The sequence below is a fragment of the Spiroplasma endosymbiont of Seladonia tumulorum genome (assembly GCF_964020235.1).
Classification (GTDB): Bacteria; Bacillota_I; Bacilli_A; order Mycoplasmatales; family Mycoplasmataceae; genus Spiroplasma.
The window spans coordinates 1,476,866-1,495,731 of sequence record NZ_OZ026545.1; the positions used below are offsets into that span (position 1 = coordinate 1,476,866).

17 protein-coding genes and 1 pseudogene are annotated in these 18,866 nt (G+C 26.4%); 12 read left to right on the forward strand and 6 right to left on the reverse strand.

Going from position 1 to position 18,866, the window contains the following annotated elements:
• Window positions 1-61: 61 nt before the first annotated feature.
• From AACL22_RS09450 to AACL22_RS09465, 4 genes are all read left to right on the forward strand, one after another.
• Window positions 62-3,109 carry a DNA polymerase III subunit alpha gene (locus tag AACL22_RS09450; protein WP_338991699.1) on the forward strand — a complete coding sequence of 1,016 codons (3,048 nt, stop codon included), beginning with the start codon at window positions 62-64 and terminating at the stop codon, window positions 3,107-3,109.
• Window positions 3,110-3,763 carry a copper homeostasis protein CutC gene (locus AACL22_RS09455; protein ID WP_338991702.1) on the forward strand — a complete coding sequence of 218 codons (654 nt, stop codon included), beginning with the start codon at window positions 3,110-3,112 and terminating at the stop codon, window positions 3,761-3,763.
• A 103-nt stretch (window positions 3,764-3,866) separates the two neighbouring features.
• Window positions 3,867-4,847: a phosphate acetyltransferase gene (pta, locus tag AACL22_RS09460; protein ID WP_338991705.1), complete on the forward strand. Its 981-nt coding sequence runs from the start codon at window positions 3,867-3,869 to the stop codon at window positions 4,845-4,847.
• An 18-nt stretch (window positions 4,848-4,865) separates the two neighbouring features.
• On the forward strand, window positions 4,866-6,056 hold the full coding sequence (locus tag AACL22_RS09465; protein ID WP_338991708.1) for an acetate kinase: 1,191 nt from the start codon (window positions 4,866-4,868) through the stop codon (window positions 6,054-6,056).
• A 421-nt stretch (window positions 6,057-6,477) separates the two neighbouring features.
• Here AACL22_RS09465 and AACL22_RS09470 read toward each other — a convergent pair whose 3' ends face one another.
• A complete protein-coding gene (locus tag AACL22_RS09470; protein ID WP_338991709.1) occupies window positions 6,478-7,296 on the reverse strand; it encodes a hypothetical protein in 819 nt (272 codons plus the stop codon).
• 242 nt (window positions 7,297-7,538) lie between these two features.
• On the opposite strand from AACL22_RS09470, the gene AACL22_RS09475 reads away from it, so the two are divergent.
• The 5 genes from AACL22_RS09475 (at window position 7,539) to AACL22_RS09495 (ending at window position 12,668) form a co-directional block, all read left to right on the forward strand.
• The gene (locus AACL22_RS09475) at window positions 7,539-8,267 is read left to right on the forward strand and encodes a hypothetical protein (RefSeq protein WP_338991710.1); all 729 of its coding nucleotides are present in this window, start codon (window positions 7,539-7,541) and stop codon (window positions 8,265-8,267) included.
• 77 nt (window positions 8,268-8,344) lie between these two features.
• Window positions 8,345-9,484: a hypothetical protein gene (locus AACL22_RS09480; protein WP_338991713.1), complete on the forward strand. Its 1,140-nt coding sequence runs from the start codon at window positions 8,345-8,347 to the stop codon at window positions 9,482-9,484.
• A gap of 111 nt (window positions 9,485-9,595) precedes the next feature.
• On the forward strand, window positions 9,596-10,759 hold the full coding sequence (locus tag AACL22_RS09485; RefSeq protein WP_338991715.1) for a DNA recombination protein RmuC: 1,164 nt from the start codon (window positions 9,596-9,598) through the stop codon (window positions 10,757-10,759).
• Window positions 10,760-10,933: 174 nt separating this feature from the next.
• A complete protein-coding gene (locus AACL22_RS09490; protein WP_338991718.1) occupies window positions 10,934-11,740 on the forward strand; it encodes an aldo/keto reductase in 807 nt (268 codons plus the stop codon).
• Between the two features lie 52 nt (window positions 11,741-11,792).
• Window positions 11,793-12,668 carry a hypothetical protein gene (locus tag AACL22_RS09495; RefSeq protein ID WP_338991721.1) on the forward strand — a complete coding sequence of 292 codons (876 nt, stop codon included), beginning with the start codon at window positions 11,793-11,795 and terminating at the stop codon, window positions 12,666-12,668.
• Window positions 12,669-12,720: 52 nt separating this feature from the next.
• Here AACL22_RS09495 and trpS read toward each other — a convergent pair whose 3' ends face one another.
• Window positions 12,721-13,749 (reverse strand): tryptophan--tRNA ligase, encoded by a 1,029-nt coding sequence (trpS, locus tag AACL22_RS09500; protein ID WP_338991722.1) that lies wholly within the window; start codon window positions 13,747-13,749, stop codon window positions 12,721-12,723.
• Between the two features lie 182 nt (window positions 13,750-13,931).
• Here trpS and eno point away from each other — a divergent pair, with 182 nt between their 5' ends.
• Window positions 13,932-15,308, forward strand: a complete 1,377-nt coding sequence (gene eno, locus AACL22_RS09505) for a phosphopyruvate hydratase (protein WP_338991724.1) — start codon at window positions 13,932-13,934, stop codon at window positions 15,306-15,308.
• Between the two features lie 166 nt (window positions 15,309-15,474).
• Window positions 15,475-15,657 (forward strand): hypothetical protein, encoded by a 183-nt coding sequence (locus AACL22_RS09510; RefSeq protein ID WP_338991726.1) that lies wholly within the window; start codon window positions 15,475-15,477, stop codon window positions 15,655-15,657.
• A 127-nt stretch (window positions 15,658-15,784) separates the two neighbouring features.
• On the opposite strand, the pseudogene AACL22_RS09515 reads toward AACL22_RS09510, so the two are convergent.
• The 3 genes and pseudogenes from AACL22_RS09515 to AACL22_RS09525 all read right to left on the reverse strand — a co-directional run.
• Window positions 15,785-16,542: pseudogene (locus AACL22_RS09515) on the reverse strand (FGGY-family carbohydrate kinase); the annotation flags it as partial.
• The gene (locus AACL22_RS09520; RefSeq protein ID WP_338991728.1) at window positions 16,521-16,814 is read right to left on the reverse strand and encodes an Mbov_0395 family pilin-like conjugal transfer protein; all 294 of its coding nucleotides are present in this window, start codon (window positions 16,812-16,814) and stop codon (window positions 16,521-16,523) included. The pseudogene AACL22_RS09515 and the gene AACL22_RS09520, both read right to left, overlap by 22 nt.
• A gap of 634 nt (window positions 16,815-17,448) precedes the next feature.
• The gene (locus AACL22_RS09525; RefSeq protein ID WP_338991729.1) at window positions 17,449-17,688 is read right to left on the reverse strand and encodes a hypothetical protein; all 240 of its coding nucleotides are present in this window, start codon (window positions 17,686-17,688) and stop codon (window positions 17,449-17,451) included.
• A 93-nt stretch (window positions 17,689-17,781) separates the two neighbouring features.
• Here AACL22_RS09525 and AACL22_RS09530 point away from each other — a divergent pair, with 93 nt between their 5' ends.
• A complete protein-coding gene (locus AACL22_RS09530; protein WP_338991730.1) occupies window positions 17,782-18,207 on the forward strand; it encodes a hypothetical protein in 426 nt (141 codons plus the stop codon).
• Here AACL22_RS09530 and AACL22_RS09535 read toward each other — a convergent pair.
• On the reverse strand, window positions 18,204-18,737 hold the full coding sequence (locus AACL22_RS09535) for a hypothetical protein (RefSeq protein WP_338991732.1): 534 nt from the start codon (window positions 18,735-18,737) through the stop codon (window positions 18,204-18,206). The genes AACL22_RS09530 and AACL22_RS09535 overlap by 4 nt on opposite strands.
• Between the last annotated feature and the right edge of the window lie 129 nt (window positions 18,738-18,866).

The following is an 18,866-nucleotide window of genomic DNA, read 5'->3' on the forward strand; positions in this document are numbered from 1 at the left end:
AGGCCACAATTGTGGTTTTTTTTTTTTTTTTTCGCTACAATGATAGGAGAGTGAGGTAGCAATGATGACAATTTCCCATTTAAATGTTCGAACAAGTTATAGTTTATTATCATCTTTAATTACTTTTGAAAAATATTTTAATTATGCTATGACAACTAATTTATCATCATTGGCAATTTGTGATAATAATATGTTTGGGGTTTATGAATTTCACCAGCTTTGTCAAAAAAATAAAATTAAACCAATTATTGGCTTAAATGTTATTATTTTCTTGAATGATATTCCTTATAATATGAATTTATTTGCTCATAATCAAAATGGTTATTTTAATTTAGTTGAAATTTCATCTTTAATAATGATTAATGCTGAACATAAGCAAAATGTAACATTAGAGGAAATTAGTAAATTTTTAACAACAGATGTCAAGATTATTATTAATTATACAACAGATAATTTTCAACCTGAGTTATATCAAACGCTAAGAAAAATTTTAAAAGTTGGAACGGATTTATATTTAGGTATTAATAATGGGAATTTTTCGTTGTTAGAGTCGTTGCAAGCATTAGTTGCAAATGAACAAATTATTTGAAATAATAAAGTACAATATTTTACAAGTGAAGATTTTACTGCTTATAAAGTTGTTGATACAATTAAAACACAAACTTTATTTAAAGAAAGTAAGATGAAAGATTTATATGGTTGAGTTTTACCACCCCCCCTTTATCAACAATATTTTGACAATATTAAAACATTTATTACGACAATTGATGTTTTTCCTTTGCATAAAGGGACTATTTTTGATAATTTATTACGTTATCCAACCCCAGAAGGGCAGACCGCACAACAGTTTTTACAAGAAATTTGTCAAACAGCTTTAAAACAAAAAAAAATTAATGGTTCTAAAACAACATATCTGCAACGATTAACTTATGAATTAACGGTGATTAATAAAATGGGTTTTAATGATTATTTTTTAAATGTATGAGATTATGTTCGTTATGCAAAACAACAAAATATTTTTGTTGGTCCTGGCCGCGGTAGTGCTGCTGGTAGTCTTGTAAGTTATTTATTAAATATTACAACAATTGATCCAATTGCTTATAATTTACTTTTTGAACGATTTTTAAATCCAGAGCGAAAAAGTTTACCAGATATTGATATTGATTTTGAAGATGATAAACGAGAAATGGTTGTTGAATATTTATTTGAAAAATATGGTAGTGAACATGTTGCCCATATTATTACTTTTCAAACAATTGGGATGAAAATGGCAATTCGAGATATTTGTCGAATTTTTGATATCGCAATTGAAGAAGCAGATAAAATGAGCAAAGCAGTTCCATTAGAATATAATTATCATTATAAAGAAGCAATTAATGCTAATCCTCTTTTTGAAATTTATCAAAAGAAATATCCCCAAGTGTTTTTGCATTTAAAAAAAATTATTGGTTTACCACGTCAAACAGGGACCCATGCAGCAGGTGTTGTTTTAACACAACAACGCTTACAAACAATTATTCCAATTAAAGAAGGCTATAATGGAATTTATCAAACACAATATTCAATGAATTATTTAGAAGAATTGGGAATTCTAAAAATGGATTTATTAGGATTACGAAATTTAACAATTTTACATGATGTGATTGATAATATTTACCAAGAAACAAAAGTAAAATTAAATGTTGACACCTTACCATTAAATGACCAAAAAACTTATCAATTATTAGCGCAAGGGGATACAAAAGGGATTTTTCAATTAGAATCACCAGGGATGACGAAGGTTTTAGTTGATATGGTTCCAGACCAATTAGAAGATATTGTTGCAACGTCTTCATTATATCGTCCTGGTCCACAAGATAATATTCCTTTGTTTATTAAACGAAAAAAAAATTTGGCAAAAGTTACCTATATTGATGAACGTCTAACTGAAATTTTAGCACCAACTTATGGCATTATTGTTTATCAAGAGCAAGTTATGCTAATTGCTCAAAAAGTTGCTAATTTTTCACTAGCTAAAGCTGATGTGCTTCGTCGTGCAATGGGGAAAAAAGATGCATCAATTATGAGCCAAATGAAAACTGAATTTATTGAAGAGGCTGTAAAAAATAATTATGTTGAAAAAATAGCACAAGAAATTTGAGAATTAATTTATAAATTTGCTGACTATGGGTTTAATCGGAGCCATGCAGTTGCATATTCATTGTTAGGTTATCAAATGGCCTATTTAAAAGCAAATTATCCTTCCCAGTTTTTAGCCAGTTTATTGACACATGTTATTGGGGATGAACATAAAACAAATGATTATATTGCTTTAGCAAAAAAGAATCATTTAACAATTGTGCCACCAAATATTAATGCTCCATATCGACAGTATCATACAATTGATAATCAAATTTGTGTTCCATTATTAATTATTAAACAAATTGGTTTTGCTTTTTTTAATAAAATTGCCCAAGAGTATCAAACTAATGGGATGTTTATGGATTTATATGATTTGTTTATTCGTTTATATAAGAAAGGCTTAAATCGAAAAACTTATGAGGCATTATGTTTTTCTGGAGCATTAGATGTTTTTAAGTTGAACCGGATTACCTTATTTAATAATTACCACCGGATTCTTACTTATATTGAGTTGATTAAAACGCAAGAAGAGAATGAAAATTTGGTTGTTGATTTTTCATTAGCTGAAAAACCAGAACTAGTAATTGAACCAAACGATGAAGTTATATGTCTAGAAAAAGAATATGAATTTTTAGGATTTTATTTATCAAATCATCCATTAAAATATATTCGTGAAAAAGCAGGGTACCAAGATAAAACAACATTAATTAGTAATTTGCGTTTAAGTTTAGGATCAACAAATATTTTAGTTCTCGTGAAGCGAGTAAAAGTAATTACTGATAAAAACAACAATAAAATGGCATTCTTAGATTGTTATGATGAAAGTGGCGAAATTAGTATTACTGCTTTTGTTGGTATTTATAAAGATTATGTTAATTTGTTAAAAACTAATAATGTCTTATTATTAAATATTAAGTTAGGAACATATAATAATAAAATTAATGGGATTATTAATCGCATTAAATTTATTAGTGGGGAGCAAGAATAAATGTTTATTGAAGTTATTGCAAGAAACTACGAAGAATGCCAAATTATTGAACAAGCTGGAAATATTGACCGAATTGAATTATGTGCTGATTTATCGCGCGGAGGGTTAACACCATCTTATGCAGTTATTCAAGAATGTACTAAACGAATTAAAGTTCCTATTCGGGTAATGGTTCGTCACCGTGATGCTGATTTTTATTGTCCGGCTGATGAATATTTTCAACTTAAAAAAGATATTGCTTATATTAAAACAACAAAGGCAGAAGGTATTGTGGTCGGTATTTTAACACCTACGCATCAAATTGATTTATTACGGATGGAAGAATTAATTGCCTTAGCACATCCATTAGCAATTACTTTTCACAGGGCTTTTGATTTAATTGAAGATAAAATTACTGCTATTCAACAATTAGTTCAATTAGGAATTAGCACAGCTTTAACCCAAGGTGGGATAACTCCAATTATGAAAAATTTAGTAACTTTACAAAGTCTTCGGAATTATGGTGTTCAAATTCAAGGAGGTAGTGGTATTAATTTGACTAATTATCGCGAAATTAGTCATTATTGTGATGCGATTCATCTTGGCAGTGCTGTGCATTATGACGGGACTTGAAATACTGCCCTTGATATAGTAAAACTTCAACAATTAAAATAGGAAAATTTTTAATTAATTATAATTAATTTGCTACTTTTTCTAAAAACTTTAAAAAAAGTAATATAATTATTTGGTAATGATTAATAACAGAAAGGAATAAAAAATGAACATTTTTAAAAACATACTTGAAAAAATTAATACCTTTTCTCACAAAATAAAAATTATTTTTCCAGAAGGAAATTCTGAACGAATTCAAACAGTAGCGAAACAATTAATTGGTACAAATATTACGCCAATTCTTGTTTTTGCAACACGAGCAGAAGTTCCTACAACAATTGATGAATTACAAAGCGAAGTTATTGTTGCCGAAGAGCAAAATGAAACAGAATTAGCAGAATATTTCGTTGAATTACGAAAAGGAAAAATTTCATTATTAGAAGCTAAAGAATTAGTTCGTGAATGTAATTATTTAGCAATTTTATGAGTTAAAAAAGGTCTTGCTGATGGAATGGTTGGTGGAATTACTTATGATACAAAAGATATTATTGGTCCAGCATTGCGAATTATTAAAGCAAAACCAAGTGTAAAATTAGTTTCATCATTTTTTTTTATGGTTCGGAATAATGAACGTTATATTTTTACTGATTGTGCTTTGAATATTGATCCAACGACTGAGGAATTAGCAGATATTGCTTATTTAGGATATGAAGCTAGTCAAGTTTTTGGTTTTCAAAAGCCAAACATGGCATTATTATCCTTTTCAACAAAAGGTTCATCAGGGCGTGGGACTTCTGTTGATAAAGTCCGTACTGCTTTTGAACTTGTCCAAGCAAAGAATTTAAAAAATTGTTCTGTTGATGGTGAGTTTCAATTTGATGCCGCGTGAGATGATGCTATTCGTAATAAAAAAGCGCCGTCATCAGTCTTAAAAGCACCTGTTGATATTTTTGTTTTTCCAAATTTGGATGCGGGAAACATTGGATATAAAATTGCCCAACGATTAGGGGGATTTGAAGCAATTGGTCCAATTGTTATTGGATTAGACCGCCCAGTTAATGATTTATCACGTGGTGCTACTATTAATGACATTTACAATACTGTTTTAGTGACAGCATATTTATGTATATATAAATCAAATGATTAGAAAGGAAAAAAAAGAAAAATGATTTTAGTAATAAATGCGGGTAGTAGTTCAATGAAATTTCAATTATATAAAGTTGATTCAGCAAAAAATTATGAAGTAATTTGCAAAGGATTAGCTGAACGAATTAACATTGATGGAATTTTTACCCTTAAATTTAATGGTCAGGAGTTTCAAACAAAAGAAAATTTTCCAGATCATAAAGCAGCAGCGAAAGTTTTAATCGCTAAATTAAAAGAACATCATATTATTCAAGATTTTACTGACATTCAAGGAATTGGACATCGAATTGTGCATGGTGGTGAAAAGTTTACACAATCAATAATTATTAACGATGAAGTATTTGCAGAAATTAAACGAATGGTAACATTAGCTCCGCTGCATAATCCACCAGCAATTGCTGCCATTGAAGCTTTTCGTAAGATTGTTGATGTTCCAAATGTTGCAGTATTTGATACTTCATTTCATACAACAATTCCTGAAGAAAATTATTTATATTCAGTTCCCTATGAATGATATAGTAATTATCAAGTCCGTCGTTATGGTTTTCATGGCATTTCTTATCGTTATATTACAAAACGATTAGCTGAAATTTTACAAAAACCAGTGACTGAAGTTAATGCAATTATTTGTCATTTAGGCAATGGTGCTTCAATTTGTGCAGTTAAAAATGGTAAAAGTTTTAATACTTCAATGGGTTTAACCCCATTAGAAGGATTAATTATGGGGACACGAAGTGGCGATATTGACCCTTCAATCCACCAATTTATTGCAAATCAAACTGGTGCAACATTAGATGAAATAACTAATATTTTAAATAAAGAATCTGGTTTATTAGGAATTTCGGGAGTATCATCTGATTTACGTGATGTTTTTAAAAGTAACACGGATAATCAACGTAGTAAATTAGCATTGTTAATGAGTACAAAAAGAATTGCAAAATATATTGTTAGTTATGCTAATGATTTAAAAACAAAACCAGATGCAATTGTTTTTACCGCTGGAATTGGTGAAAATTCTGATGAAATGCGCCAATTAGTTGTTAATGAAGTTACTTTATTAAACTTAAAATTATCTTCGTCAGCAAATCAAAGGTCATATGAAACGGAAAATCTAATTTCAACTCCAAAAGCAGATGTTCTTGTTTATGCAATGCGAACAAATGAAGAAGTAATGATTTGTGAAGATACTTATCATTTAATTAATTCATAAGATAATTTTATTATTATTTAAAATATAATTCTTCACGATGAAAAGGTTTAGATGCTAATAGCATCTAAACCTTTTCATTTTAGTCCATTTTTTAAATTAAGTGTTTTGCAAAAATTTTATTAATACTAAAATGAACAACTAAAATCATGGCAGTTGAAAAAAGGTAAATGCAGTGTCAGAAATCCAGTGGAATCTTTCCATTACAACAGCAAAATTCATTGCTAAAACATGAATTAATCAAATAATAAAACATAATTTTATTTTTCAGTTAATTTTATTGTTCTGCTTTTTTAAAAAATAAAAGAATAATTGAGCCAGTACAATATGTAGCATTAATATGACCACTTGGGAAAGCGTATTCTCATGGAGTTTTAAATGTTGGCATATTAACATTACTAAATAAACCAATTGGTGGTTTTCACTAAGGATATTGTCATTCTGAGGAAATATTATTAAGATAACCGTTACCTAAGTTATATCCAAAATGAAAACCCGATTTAAGATAAGCAGCTAAGAATTCAGGATGGGCATCAATTAAATCACCAAAAATAGCATTATAATAATAGATTCGATGTGTTGCACCTTTTAAAATCACAATAATAATATATGTACTAATTAAAAAACTTAATCCTTTAGTTGCTTTTATTCATGTTTGTTCTGTTAACAAACGGTTAGTTTTAACTAATCGATAGCAAACATAATAAAGACCAATTCCTAATAAGAATGATTGGTAAAGAAAAACTAAAATAGCACTTGTTAATTTATACTTATAATTATCAAATAGAAGATAGTCAATTCCAGGTCCAAAGCCTTCGTTAAGACTTGGAATTAAGGCTAAATTAACAATATTACCAATAAGTCATGCTCCTATGGCTAGGAAATAATAGATTATAGTAATCCAATAATTTTTTATAAATTTTTGCTTTTCTTGTTTTATTTTAAGCAAAAACCATGTTTCTAATAATATTGTTAGATAAATGATAATTACAATAACAATTTCAGTATCTCCTAATTGATCATAAAAACGGACTCAATATTTAACAAATTCATTTGATAAAGGTTTTGCAAGTTCAGCAGCAATTTGGTAGTCAATTTGATATCATCCCGTTGCAATAAGAACTCTTAAACTAATAAAAGAAATTATAAATAATGGAATTGCAAAAAAATAAATATTTCATTTTTTTAATAAAAAAGATGTTATTTTTTTTGTCGCATATAGTTTCCTTGTTTTTTCTTTCATTGTTGTTAATTAAATAGGAATTTAGTAAAAAATATAAGTTCTTTTCTTTTTAATTATATATTAAAAAATAAAATTTTAATTTTAATTTTAAAACTTTTCACGGTATAATTACTTAGAACATGTTATTAATAATTAAAATGATAATTATAATTACTTTAATTATTGGTTCACAATAGGGTTTTTAATTAAATATAACGAAAGATATAATTTAAAATAAAAGGAAATATGTGTGGGTGATTAAAATGAAAACAGATTTCAAAAAGTATTTTCAAGTATTTTTTAATATATATTTTATTTTGTTTACTTTATATTTTGGAATTTCGTTATTTTTACCTTGTTTTGTACCACATTATACAAATTGAGCATTTGTTAGTATTTCATTAAATATAACTTATATTGTTTTAATAACGGGTGCTTTTTTATTTTTCTTAGCTGTTTTAATCCAAATTTTAAGTGATTTTAAACATTATAAACGGATCATCTTACAATGAGATAATATTTTAAAAGTTAATGTTATTGTAATTTTATTATGATTAGCAAATATTTTTTGATTATCATACACTATTTATTGAAATATTACGATAACAGGATTACTTAGTCGTTTTACGCAGTTTTATTTTCAACTTTATCAATCAATTTTAATTTCGTTTTATTTCTTTTATGCTTTATTTATTATTACCTTTTTTATTGCTTTTGTCATATTACGGATTTATTTAATTTATTGGTATAAAATTAATGATTTAATTTATTTTAATCCGTTTCTTAATCTAAAATTATTTTTAAATATTTTGGAACCGTATCTTTTTATGCGATATCGAATTAATATATTATTTATTTTTTTATTAAAAAAACTAATTATTATTTCATTTATTATTGCAAATATTATTAAAACATATCGATTAATTCTTTTAAAAAAGGAAATAACCCCACCACAACAGGGCAGTATTATTACCAAAATTTTAACAAAATAATCTTTTTAAAATTAATAAACTAATTTTAATATTAACTATGTAATAAAAATTATTGAAAAACAAAGGAGAATAAAATAATGAAAAAATTAATGATGATTTTAGCATCAGTATCACTATTAAGCCCAATTGCTGTCCCAACAATTGCATGTCATAGTCCTAAAACTGGGGGTGAAATTAATACAACAAAAATACCAACTGTTGGTACTATTAAAGCAAATTTAAAAAAAGCAGGTTATGATGTTGATAACTTAGATGTTGATTTAGCGCCAGGAATGAAAACAGCAATTATTCGTTTTATGCCAGATGTTTCAAATCGCCCATTTTTAACAAAAAAAGTTGATTTAAAATGAACAACAAATGATATTAGTAAAATTATTACTGTTACATCATTGCCATATGATAATGGTTCTGGTACAAAATTAACCGTCGATGAAGTGTTAACTGTTGTTAATAGTTTAAATGGAACAAATTTTACTTTTTCTGATATTGAAATAAATCTTGATCAAGAAATTAGTCAATGAGTAATTACGCCAAAACCAGGTGGTAATTTTATTGGTTCAGCAGTTGAAATTGTTAATGAACCAATTACATTTTCGCAAGCATTTCCATTTAAAAATATTGGTGATATTTATCTCGCTGATGCAGTCTGAGCAGATTATAAAAAAGACCCTGAGGGTACAACAATGAATATGACAGCAGCAATTATGGAGTTTGTTGGGGACCGAAATCGTTTCGCAAGTTTATATAAAGATGCAATGTTAAAAGCGATGATGGGAGCTTTAGATGGTGGAATTGAAATATCAATTAATCAAGATAATGGGGAAGGGACTTTAAAAATTACAACGGAAGTTGAGCATGTTATTAATCATTCAACACTAACTGCTAATTTTACAGTCAAGACAACACCACGTAAGTTTTTAACGCAAGATAATGTTAAACCAACAGAAAAATTAATCCCTGTTAAATTAGATAAGATTTATACAAAAGAAACTGAAAACAAACTTCGTTATGATCTTGTTACAAAGCTATTAGGAAAACAATTTGCTGATCAATATCAGGAGATTTGATATAATGAAATTTGAGTAACTTTTAATGAGGATGGTAAAGGAGCAACTATTGAGGCTAAACCAGGTTCAAAAATTTTAGCAGCTTCTGATACTTTAGCTTCTTTAATGACAAAAATTCCAGCTTATAAATTAAATGTTACATTTGAATAAAAAGAAAAAATAAACTCATTAATCTTATGAGTTTATTTTTTTATTTGAACAGGCTATAATTAAAATTATTGCGGAATACAATAAAACATTAAAATATTTAGGGGGAATACAATGACAACAATTTCATATGTTTTATTAGGAATTATTTTAGTTATTTTAGTTACTTTTCTAATAATTTATTTAGTAAAAACACATAAAAAACCGCTTGTAAATAATGATTCAGCATTATTACAGAAAGATATTCAAGCATCAAAAGAATTATTAGAGAAACAAGGATTAGGATTACAAAATCAACTTTCTGAACAAAAAAGAGAATTATTAACTTTAATTAGTGAATTTCAAACAAATTCAGTTAAAAATGATACTAAATTTAATCAAAACTTAACAATTTTAAACGAAGGATTAAGTAATTTTCAAAATAACTTGTCAAAGCAAGATATTGACTTAAAAAATAATTTAAACCATCAAGGTGAAATTATTTCTAAATCATTTACTGATGTTTTATCAAATTTAAAAGTTTTAAAAGAATCAACTACAACATTAAAAGAAGTTGAAGAAAAAGTTAAAACTTTAAATGATATTTTTTTAAATAATAAAAAACGAGGTAATTTAGGTGAATATTTATTAGAAAAAGTTTTAAGTGATATGTATGGTGAAAGTCATCAAGGATGAGACCGCCAATATAAATTGCCGACAGGAACTGTTGTTGATGCATTAGTTAAAACTGGTGGAGCAAAAGAAAACATTGCTATTGATGCAAAATTTCCATTAACAAATTATAATAAATACTTAGAAGCAAGTGATACCGCAATTAAAAATAAATATTTAAATCTTTTTAAACAAGATTTAAAAGATCGAATTAATGAAGTTGCTAAGTATATTAATCTTGAAAATGAAATTTCAAGTGCAATTATGTTTGTTCCTTCCGAAGATTTATTCGCATTTATTTATGGCCAATTTCCAGATGATATTATTACTTTTGCATTTAAAAAACGGGTGTGAGTTACTTCACCAACAACATTATCAGCAATTTTATTTGTTTTAGAAAAACATATGCGTGAAGTTGTTTTTAATCAAAATATTGAAGTTATTAAAACTAATTTATTAAAAATAAAAGGCGAATTTGATCGTTGAGTTGAACGTTGACAAGAGTTTACGAAAAATTTTGCAAAATTTAATACTAATATTGAACAATTAAATACCACACATAATAAAATTCATAGTCAATATCAAAAAATTTTAAATGAGCAACAGTTAGAACAACCAGCAGATTAAAATGAATGACGATAAAAGAAAAATATCTTAGAAGTAAGATATTTTTTAATAATTTTTGAAATTAATTGTTAACAGAATTTCAATTTTATTTTCCTTGTTATTGATTTTAATTAAAATTATAATTATGTAAAGGTCAACACAAGGAAAGGAAGAATAAAAATAAAAACACTAACAATGAAATTAAAACTTTTTAATGGCGTTGAAATCCTATTAATTGGGTTAGGTACATATAAAATGACTGATGAGCATGAAGTTTATAAAGCTGTTATTGCCGCATTACAAAATGGTTATCGTCATATTGACACTGCTCAAATCTATGGAAATGAAGAATTAATTGGCAAAGCAACCAAAGATAGTGGTGTTCCACGAAAAGAAATCTTTTTAACAAGTAAGATTTGAAATGCTAATCATAAGTACGATGTGGCATTACATGAAGTAGATAACATACTAACACGGTTAGATACGGATTATTTAGATTTATGTTTAGTTCATTGGCCCACTGCCGAACGAAATGAATGTTTTCGTACGTTAGAGACAGAGTATAAAGCAAAAAAAATTCGTGCAATTGGAGTCAGCAATTTTGAAGTTAGCCATTTACAAGAGTTAATTGCAATTAGTGAAATCAAACCAATGGTTAATCAACTTGAATTTCATCCTGGTTTAAATAATACTGATGTTGTTAAATTTTGCCAAGCAAACAACATTATTATTGAATCATGAGCAACTTTAATGCAAGGACAATGTATGACAAATTCAACTGTTCTTAAAATTGCAGAAAAACACCAGAAAAGTCCTGCCCAAATTTGTTTAAAATGAGCAATACAACAAAATATTGTTGTTATTCCAAAATCAACCCATAAGGAACGTATTATTGCTAATAGTGAACTAGATGATTTTATGTTAAATGATGAAGATATGGCAGCATTATTTGCTTTACCACAAGTAAGATTAGAAGCTGATCCAAATAATTTTAATTTTTAATCACTATTTTTTGTTATAATTTAAAAGATAGTTTATCAAAAGGAATGATTTGATGAAAAAATTGCTTAATTTTTTTGGAACGATGATAATGTTTACAACTTCAAGTATTTTAACGATTAGTTGTATTTATCCAGAACATTATTATATTCCAACCCAAGATGCAACATTGCAGCCAGCGGTTGGCAAGTTTTTAACACATTTTATGTTACAACCTATTAATGATGAAAATAAATATTGAGTAAAACATCAAAATGATAATACAATTTTCACAATGTTTTCAAAAGAAAGAGAAGCTCATACTTTATGACCAATTATTAATTATAATTTTAATAATCCTTCAAATGTTCTAGCATTTGAGCTACCAACAACTAATGTTTTATTTAAAACATATATTGCAAGTATGTCAACCCATTTGCCAACAGCTAATCAATTATATCGTGATTTTATTTTGTTTCCGTTAATTCGTAATACAACGGAGTATACTTATACGACGGGACAAACAACAATGGAAGAATATACTTTAGATGGTAGCCATTTTCCAACAACGATTTATTATTTAACAATTAATTTAAATTCAAATGTTTTTTGAAGTTATGAACTTAATAAAGATTTACAAGAATATTTAATTAATTATATTCAGAATCATCCAAGGTTTATTTTTAAACAAAATATGACAACAGCAGAAATTATTAAATTATGGCTAACAAATGTTTATAGTGATTCAAATAATTTTAAAATTAGTAATATTAAGACAATTGAAAATATTGATGAATTATATTGTTATTTAAAAAATAAAATTACTTTTCATTTTGATCAGTTAGATACTAGTAAAGTTAATCAAAATGGAAAATTTAATTTTAAAGTAACTGACCAAAATGGTAATTATATGTGAGAATTAAATGAATTAAAATACCAAATTCAAAACTAAATATAGCAAAAATAAACACATAAATTTTATACTTTATGTGTCTATTTTTTATTTAAAGGCTACTTTTTTTATAATTTAATCCAACAACATTTTTAACTTTTGTTATTTTTTTATTAGCAATTGCTCGTGCTTTTGTTGCTCCTAAATCAATTAATTCATCAATTGTTTGATCTTGCATTAATTTGTTGTATTTTTTTTGAATTGGTTCTAAAACTTCAATAATTGTATTGGCAACTTGTTCTTTTAATTGGCCATAATCGTGTTGAACAAATTCCTTAACAGCTGCTTCAATTGTTACTTTTTTTAAAACAGCATAAATTGTTAAAAGATTACTTACGCCTGGTTTTTGCTCAGGATTATAAGCAATTTTTCCTTCTGAATCAGTTACGGCACTACGGATTTTTTTTCGAATTATTTCGGGTGCATCTAATAAGCCAATAAAAGACTTAGGATCATTGGAAGACTTACTCATTTTTTTAGTTGGATTTTGTAAATCCATAATTTTACCACCAACTGGTGGAATAAAGTCGGTCGGAATTTTAAATAAATCTTGTTGATAACGATTATTCATTCGTTCGGCAATATTTCGTGTTAATTCAATGTGTTGTTTTTGGTCTTTTCCAACTGGAACTAAATCAGCATCATATAATAAAATATCCGCGGCCATTAAAGTTGGGTAAGTTAATAATCCGGTTGGAATAAATTCAGTTCCACTTTCTGCTTTCATTTTTATTGATTTGTCTTTAAATTGTGTCATTCGTGATAATTCCCCAATAGTTGTATTGCACAATAAAATATGTGCTAATAAGGTAACTTCTAAGACATCTGATTGAACAAAAATAATTGCTTTTTGTGGGTCCAAACCACATGCATAATATAATGCAACCATATTTTTAATGTTATTTCGTAATTCTTCTTTGCTAATTGGAATTGTAATTGCATGTAAGTTTGCCACAAAAATAATTAAATTATTATCTTTTTGTAATTCAATAAAATTTTTTATCGCCCCAATATAATTTCCTAAAGTTAATTGTCCTGTCGCAGTAATGCCTGAAACAATTGTTGTTTTTTTTTGTTCCATATGTTCTCCCTTCTTGTCCAAATTTAATAACATATTTAGTAATATCATAGCAAATATTTTAGTTTTTCCAAAAGAAAAACAATAAAAGTAGTATTTTTCTTGGATTTTCAACCGATTTTGTTTACTATTTTTTGAACAAATAATATAATAACATTATACACTTAGAAGGAGAGTAAAAAAATATGTCGAGAATTGAGAAAATTAATGCTCGTGAAGTAATTGATTCACGAGGAAATCCAACTATTCAAGTTGAAGTTTGAACAGAATTTGACGGATATGGTTCAGCAATGGTACCATCAGGAGCTTCAACTGGAAGTCGTGAAGCATTAGAATTAAGAGATGGTGATAAAGGACGTTATCAAGGGAAAGGTGTTTTAAAAGCAGTTGGGAATGTTAATACAAAAATTGCCGAACAACTGGTTGGAATGGAAGTAACAAACCAAGTTGAAATTGATCATGCCATGATTACTTTAGATGGAACTGATTTTAAAAAGAATTTAGGTGCTAATGCAATGCTAGGAGTATCAATGGCTGTTGCAAAAGCAGCTGCTTCGGAATTAGAAATGCCATTATACAAATATTTAGGTGGTGTAAATGGGAAAAAACTACCTGTTCCAATGTTAAATATTATTAATGGAGGAGAACATGCTGATAGTGCAATTGATTTCCAAGAATTTATGATTATGCCAGTTGGAGCTGAAACTTTTAAAGAAACTTTAAGATGATCATCAGAAATTTTTCATACTTTAAAAAAAATCTTACATGATAAAGGTGATATTACTGCTGTTGGTGATGAAGGTGGTTTTGCTCCACATTTTAATTGAGCATATAAAGATCAAACTTTAGCTTCATTTCAAACAAAAACACCAGCTGAGGTTGCCTTAGATTTAATTGTTGAAGCAATTGAAAAAGCAGGATATAAACCAGGTAAAGAAGGTGTTATGATTGCAATGGATTGTGCTTCATCAGAATTATATTTTGATGATAAAAAATATCACTTTAAGAAAATTGAAAAAGTTACTGGTAAAGAATATGCCATGACAACAGAAGAATTAATTAAATATTTAGGCAAATTAGTTGATAAATACCCAATTATTTCAATTGAAGATGGTTTAGCAGAAGGTGATTGAGCTGGTTTTGAATTACAAGTAAAAACAATGGGACATAAAATTCAAATTGTTGGTGATGACTTATTTGTTACAAATCCAAAAATTACAGCAGAAGGGATTGCTCGTAACGCCGCAAATTCTGTTTTAATTAAATTAAACCAAATTGGAACAGTTACTGAAACAATTGATACAATTCAATTAGCACAAAAAGCAGGTTGAACAGCAGTTGTTTCACATCGTTCAGGAGAAACAGAAGATTCAACAATTGCTGATTTAGCAGTCGCTTTAAATACTGGTCAAATTAAAACAGGAAGTATGTCACGAAGTGATAGAATTGCAAAATATAATCGTTTATTAGCAATTGAAGATGAGTTAGGAACAGTAGCTGAATATGATGGAATTAAAACATTTTATAATTTAAAAAAACATGTTGCTGATTTAAAAAAATAACCTTATAAAAGGTTATTTTTTTATTATGATTATATAAATATTTATGGTGATAAAAGAACGTAACAATACCAAATATTTGAAATTTTAAAAAATAGTTGAAACATCGTTTTGATACTATATGTAATAATATGATAGTATTATATTGTATTGAAGAGGGGTAATAAAAATGAAATTGGCGAGCAATAATTTAAAAAAACAAATTAATAGTAAAATTAAAAATATGGATATTGATTTGAAATATGAAAAGAAAAAATTAGAAATTAATTCTGATAAAATTGTTGTCTCCATAAATGAAATTAAAAACAACCCTATTTTTAAAGAATTATTTATTAATTTATCAGATAAATAAAAAAATGTGAGTAAAAATATACTCACATTTTTTTATCTTAAATTTAAAAATATGCTATAAAATTTAATATCATATGCATTTTATTTAAAATTAAAAATATTTTAACTTACTTAATAAGCGTATTAATTTATTCGATCTCTTTTAATCAGTTTAAAGTACGCTTAACAGCAACTTTTCATCCTTTTAATAATTTTGCTACAATTTCTTGTTTTAATTTAGCATGATATTTTTTCCAACAGCGGATATTTTTTTAATTTCTGCTGGTGATGTTCAGAATCCAACAGCTAATCCGGCTAGAAAAGCAGCTCCCATGGCTGTGGTTTCAATATTTTGCGGGCGAATTACTTCAACTTGTGAAATATCAAATTGAAATTGCATTAAATATTCATTTTGACTAGCACCACCGTCAACTTTAATTCGTTTAATTGGCTGTTGTAAATCTTCAGCCATGGCAGTAATGACATCATATGCTTGATAAGCAAGTGATTCTAATGTTGCTTTAACTAAATGTTCTCGTTTTGTTCCACGCTCTAATCCAAAAATTGCACCACGTGAATAAGAATCACAGTAAGGTGATCCTAACCCGGTAAAGGAAGGAACAACATAAACTTGCTGGTCACCTTGAACAAGATTAGTATATCAATCTGTTTCACTAGCATGATAAACAATTTTAATTTGATCACGAAGTCATTGAATAACAGCTCCAGCAACAAAGACTGACCCTTCTAAGGCATAAGTAATTTTGTTTTGATAATCTAAGGCTATTGTTGTTAATAAACCATTTTTTGATGTAACTGGTTTTTCACCAGTATTTATTAAAATAAAACATCCCGTTCCATAAGTGCTTTTAACTTCCCCTGGCTCTAAACATAATTGCCCAAATAGTTATATGATTTAATAACTTGTAAAATAACATTCATAACAGCAATTACAACTAAAATTATAATAATTGCTATAATCGGCCATTTTAAAGCACTTAAATCATTTCCTCTTGCTTCAGGATTATCAGCGTTTCGCATTATTGAAATTAAAATAATAATTAATTTTCAAATTGCAAAAACAACTGCCAAACCCATTATTACTCCCAAAACAACATTACTTCATAATATAACAACATCCATTATTCCACTAAAATCTGCTGTGTTGTTTGATTTCATATTTTCATCCTCCTTTGTTGTTTTAAAAATTTGCTTTTACTGAATTTGTTTCTTTTTTGATAATAAATATTTTTCTTTTTTCGATAATATTGCTGTTGATTATTAAAGTAATTTTTAATGATTATGAAACGATTCATGAATTGGGATACCTATAAGAACAAAAAAATAATATATTAATATTGTTTTCATTATAAATATTATGAATATATTTACAAAATGGGCAATTAATCATTTCTGCACCTCTTTCTAAAAAACAAGATATTAATTATCTTGTTTTGTGTTATTTTAATTATTTATGTTGTTTTTCTTTTTTATTTTCAATTAGTTCTCAAATAAAAAATAACAAATCAAATATTATTTTTCCAATAAAAAGAATATCCACAGCAACAAGTATAATGTATATCATTAAACGGAAAAAAGCTATCTGTATTCCTCATTCGTTATACTGAAAACTAGATCATGGTCATATTTTAAAATAAAAAAACAAAAATGTTGTTATTGTTATCAATAAACTCGTTAAACAAATTTTAAAAATATCATTTTTTCATACTTTTTTTAAAAAATTTTTTTACATTAAATTTATTCCTTTCTTAATTGTTTTCTTTAATTTCATCTGTTGATATATTTTCATTATTTAAATTGTTTTTGTTTTATTTTTAATTAATTGTAAAATTTCAAAACAAATACACAATATAAATAAACTACCAATGACAATGTTAAAAATACAAACCACAACATATGCAAAAATCCCGCCATCATAATTTATTCATTCCCTACATAAAATTAAAAATGTAGTCATTAAAACACACATTATAATTGATAGGAAACTAATAAATAATTTTAATAAATTAATTTCTTTTAAAAACTTTTTCACATTAAATCACTTCCTTCTTTAAAAAATTTATATATAATTTATTTATATTTATAATTTGTTAAAATTTAAAATTAAATTAATAGGAGATAAAAAATGAAAAACAAAAAACGATATGAAAAAACATGATATGTAATTTTAGTTATTTTATTTTTTGTATTATTTATTTTGTTATCATTTGGTTTAATTGGGATAATTGGTTTAATTACTACATTAAAATTTCTTAATTTCTTTAATTTTAAAAATTTCTCTGAATATATTATTCCACTTATGATTTCTTGATTTTCAGTTGCCAGTTGATTTATAATAAAAAATATATTTGGTTTATTAATTGTTGATAAAATGTGAATATTGTTTAAGGCTGAAATAATAACCATTAAACATCTAGATATGTATGTTGAATTAAGAAATAAAATTATAAATGAATGTAAAAATTATGATATGAATTACAAAAATCATTCTTTATATAAAAAAATAAATAAAATTATTATTTTTTATTTAGAAAGTAAAATAACAAATTAATTGTTTTTAATTTTATCTAAAATAATTTTTGTATTTTTAATCTTTGTTTTAATTTTTTCTAAATTTTTCTGGTCAAAATCACTATTTTTAATTTCGCTTAATAAATTTAAAACACTATTTAAGTTGTTTATTTGTTTTTCTAACAACTTAATTACTTGTTGTTTTTGTTCGTCTGTAAAATAATTTTCTTTTTGACATAGTAAAATTTGATATTCGCAATTATTTAGTTCAGACATTTTAATAAATTTTTCTGCTTGCGTTTGTTTTAGTTCTGTTTGATAATCTTCTTCATTTTCATAATCATTTTTACTATTTTCAATTTCTTTAATTACTTCATCATATTCTTTAATTTCTGCTGTAATTTCTTGTTTTAATTTTTCATAGTAAAAAACATCTTTTACTATTGGTTCTTTTGGTTTTGCTGGTGGTAAGTGTGTTTTGTTATTTGCAATATTACCACAACTAATCAAATTCACTGTGTTTGTACACGATAACGAAAATATTGATAACAAACTAAGTAGTTTTTTCATTTTTTTATCACATCCTTAATTTTTTTTCATTTTATTTGATTTTTTGTTGCCTAACTACCATTAATAGAAATTTGATATTTTTTTGACAAATATAATACAATTATGATTTTTAACATGACAAAAAATATT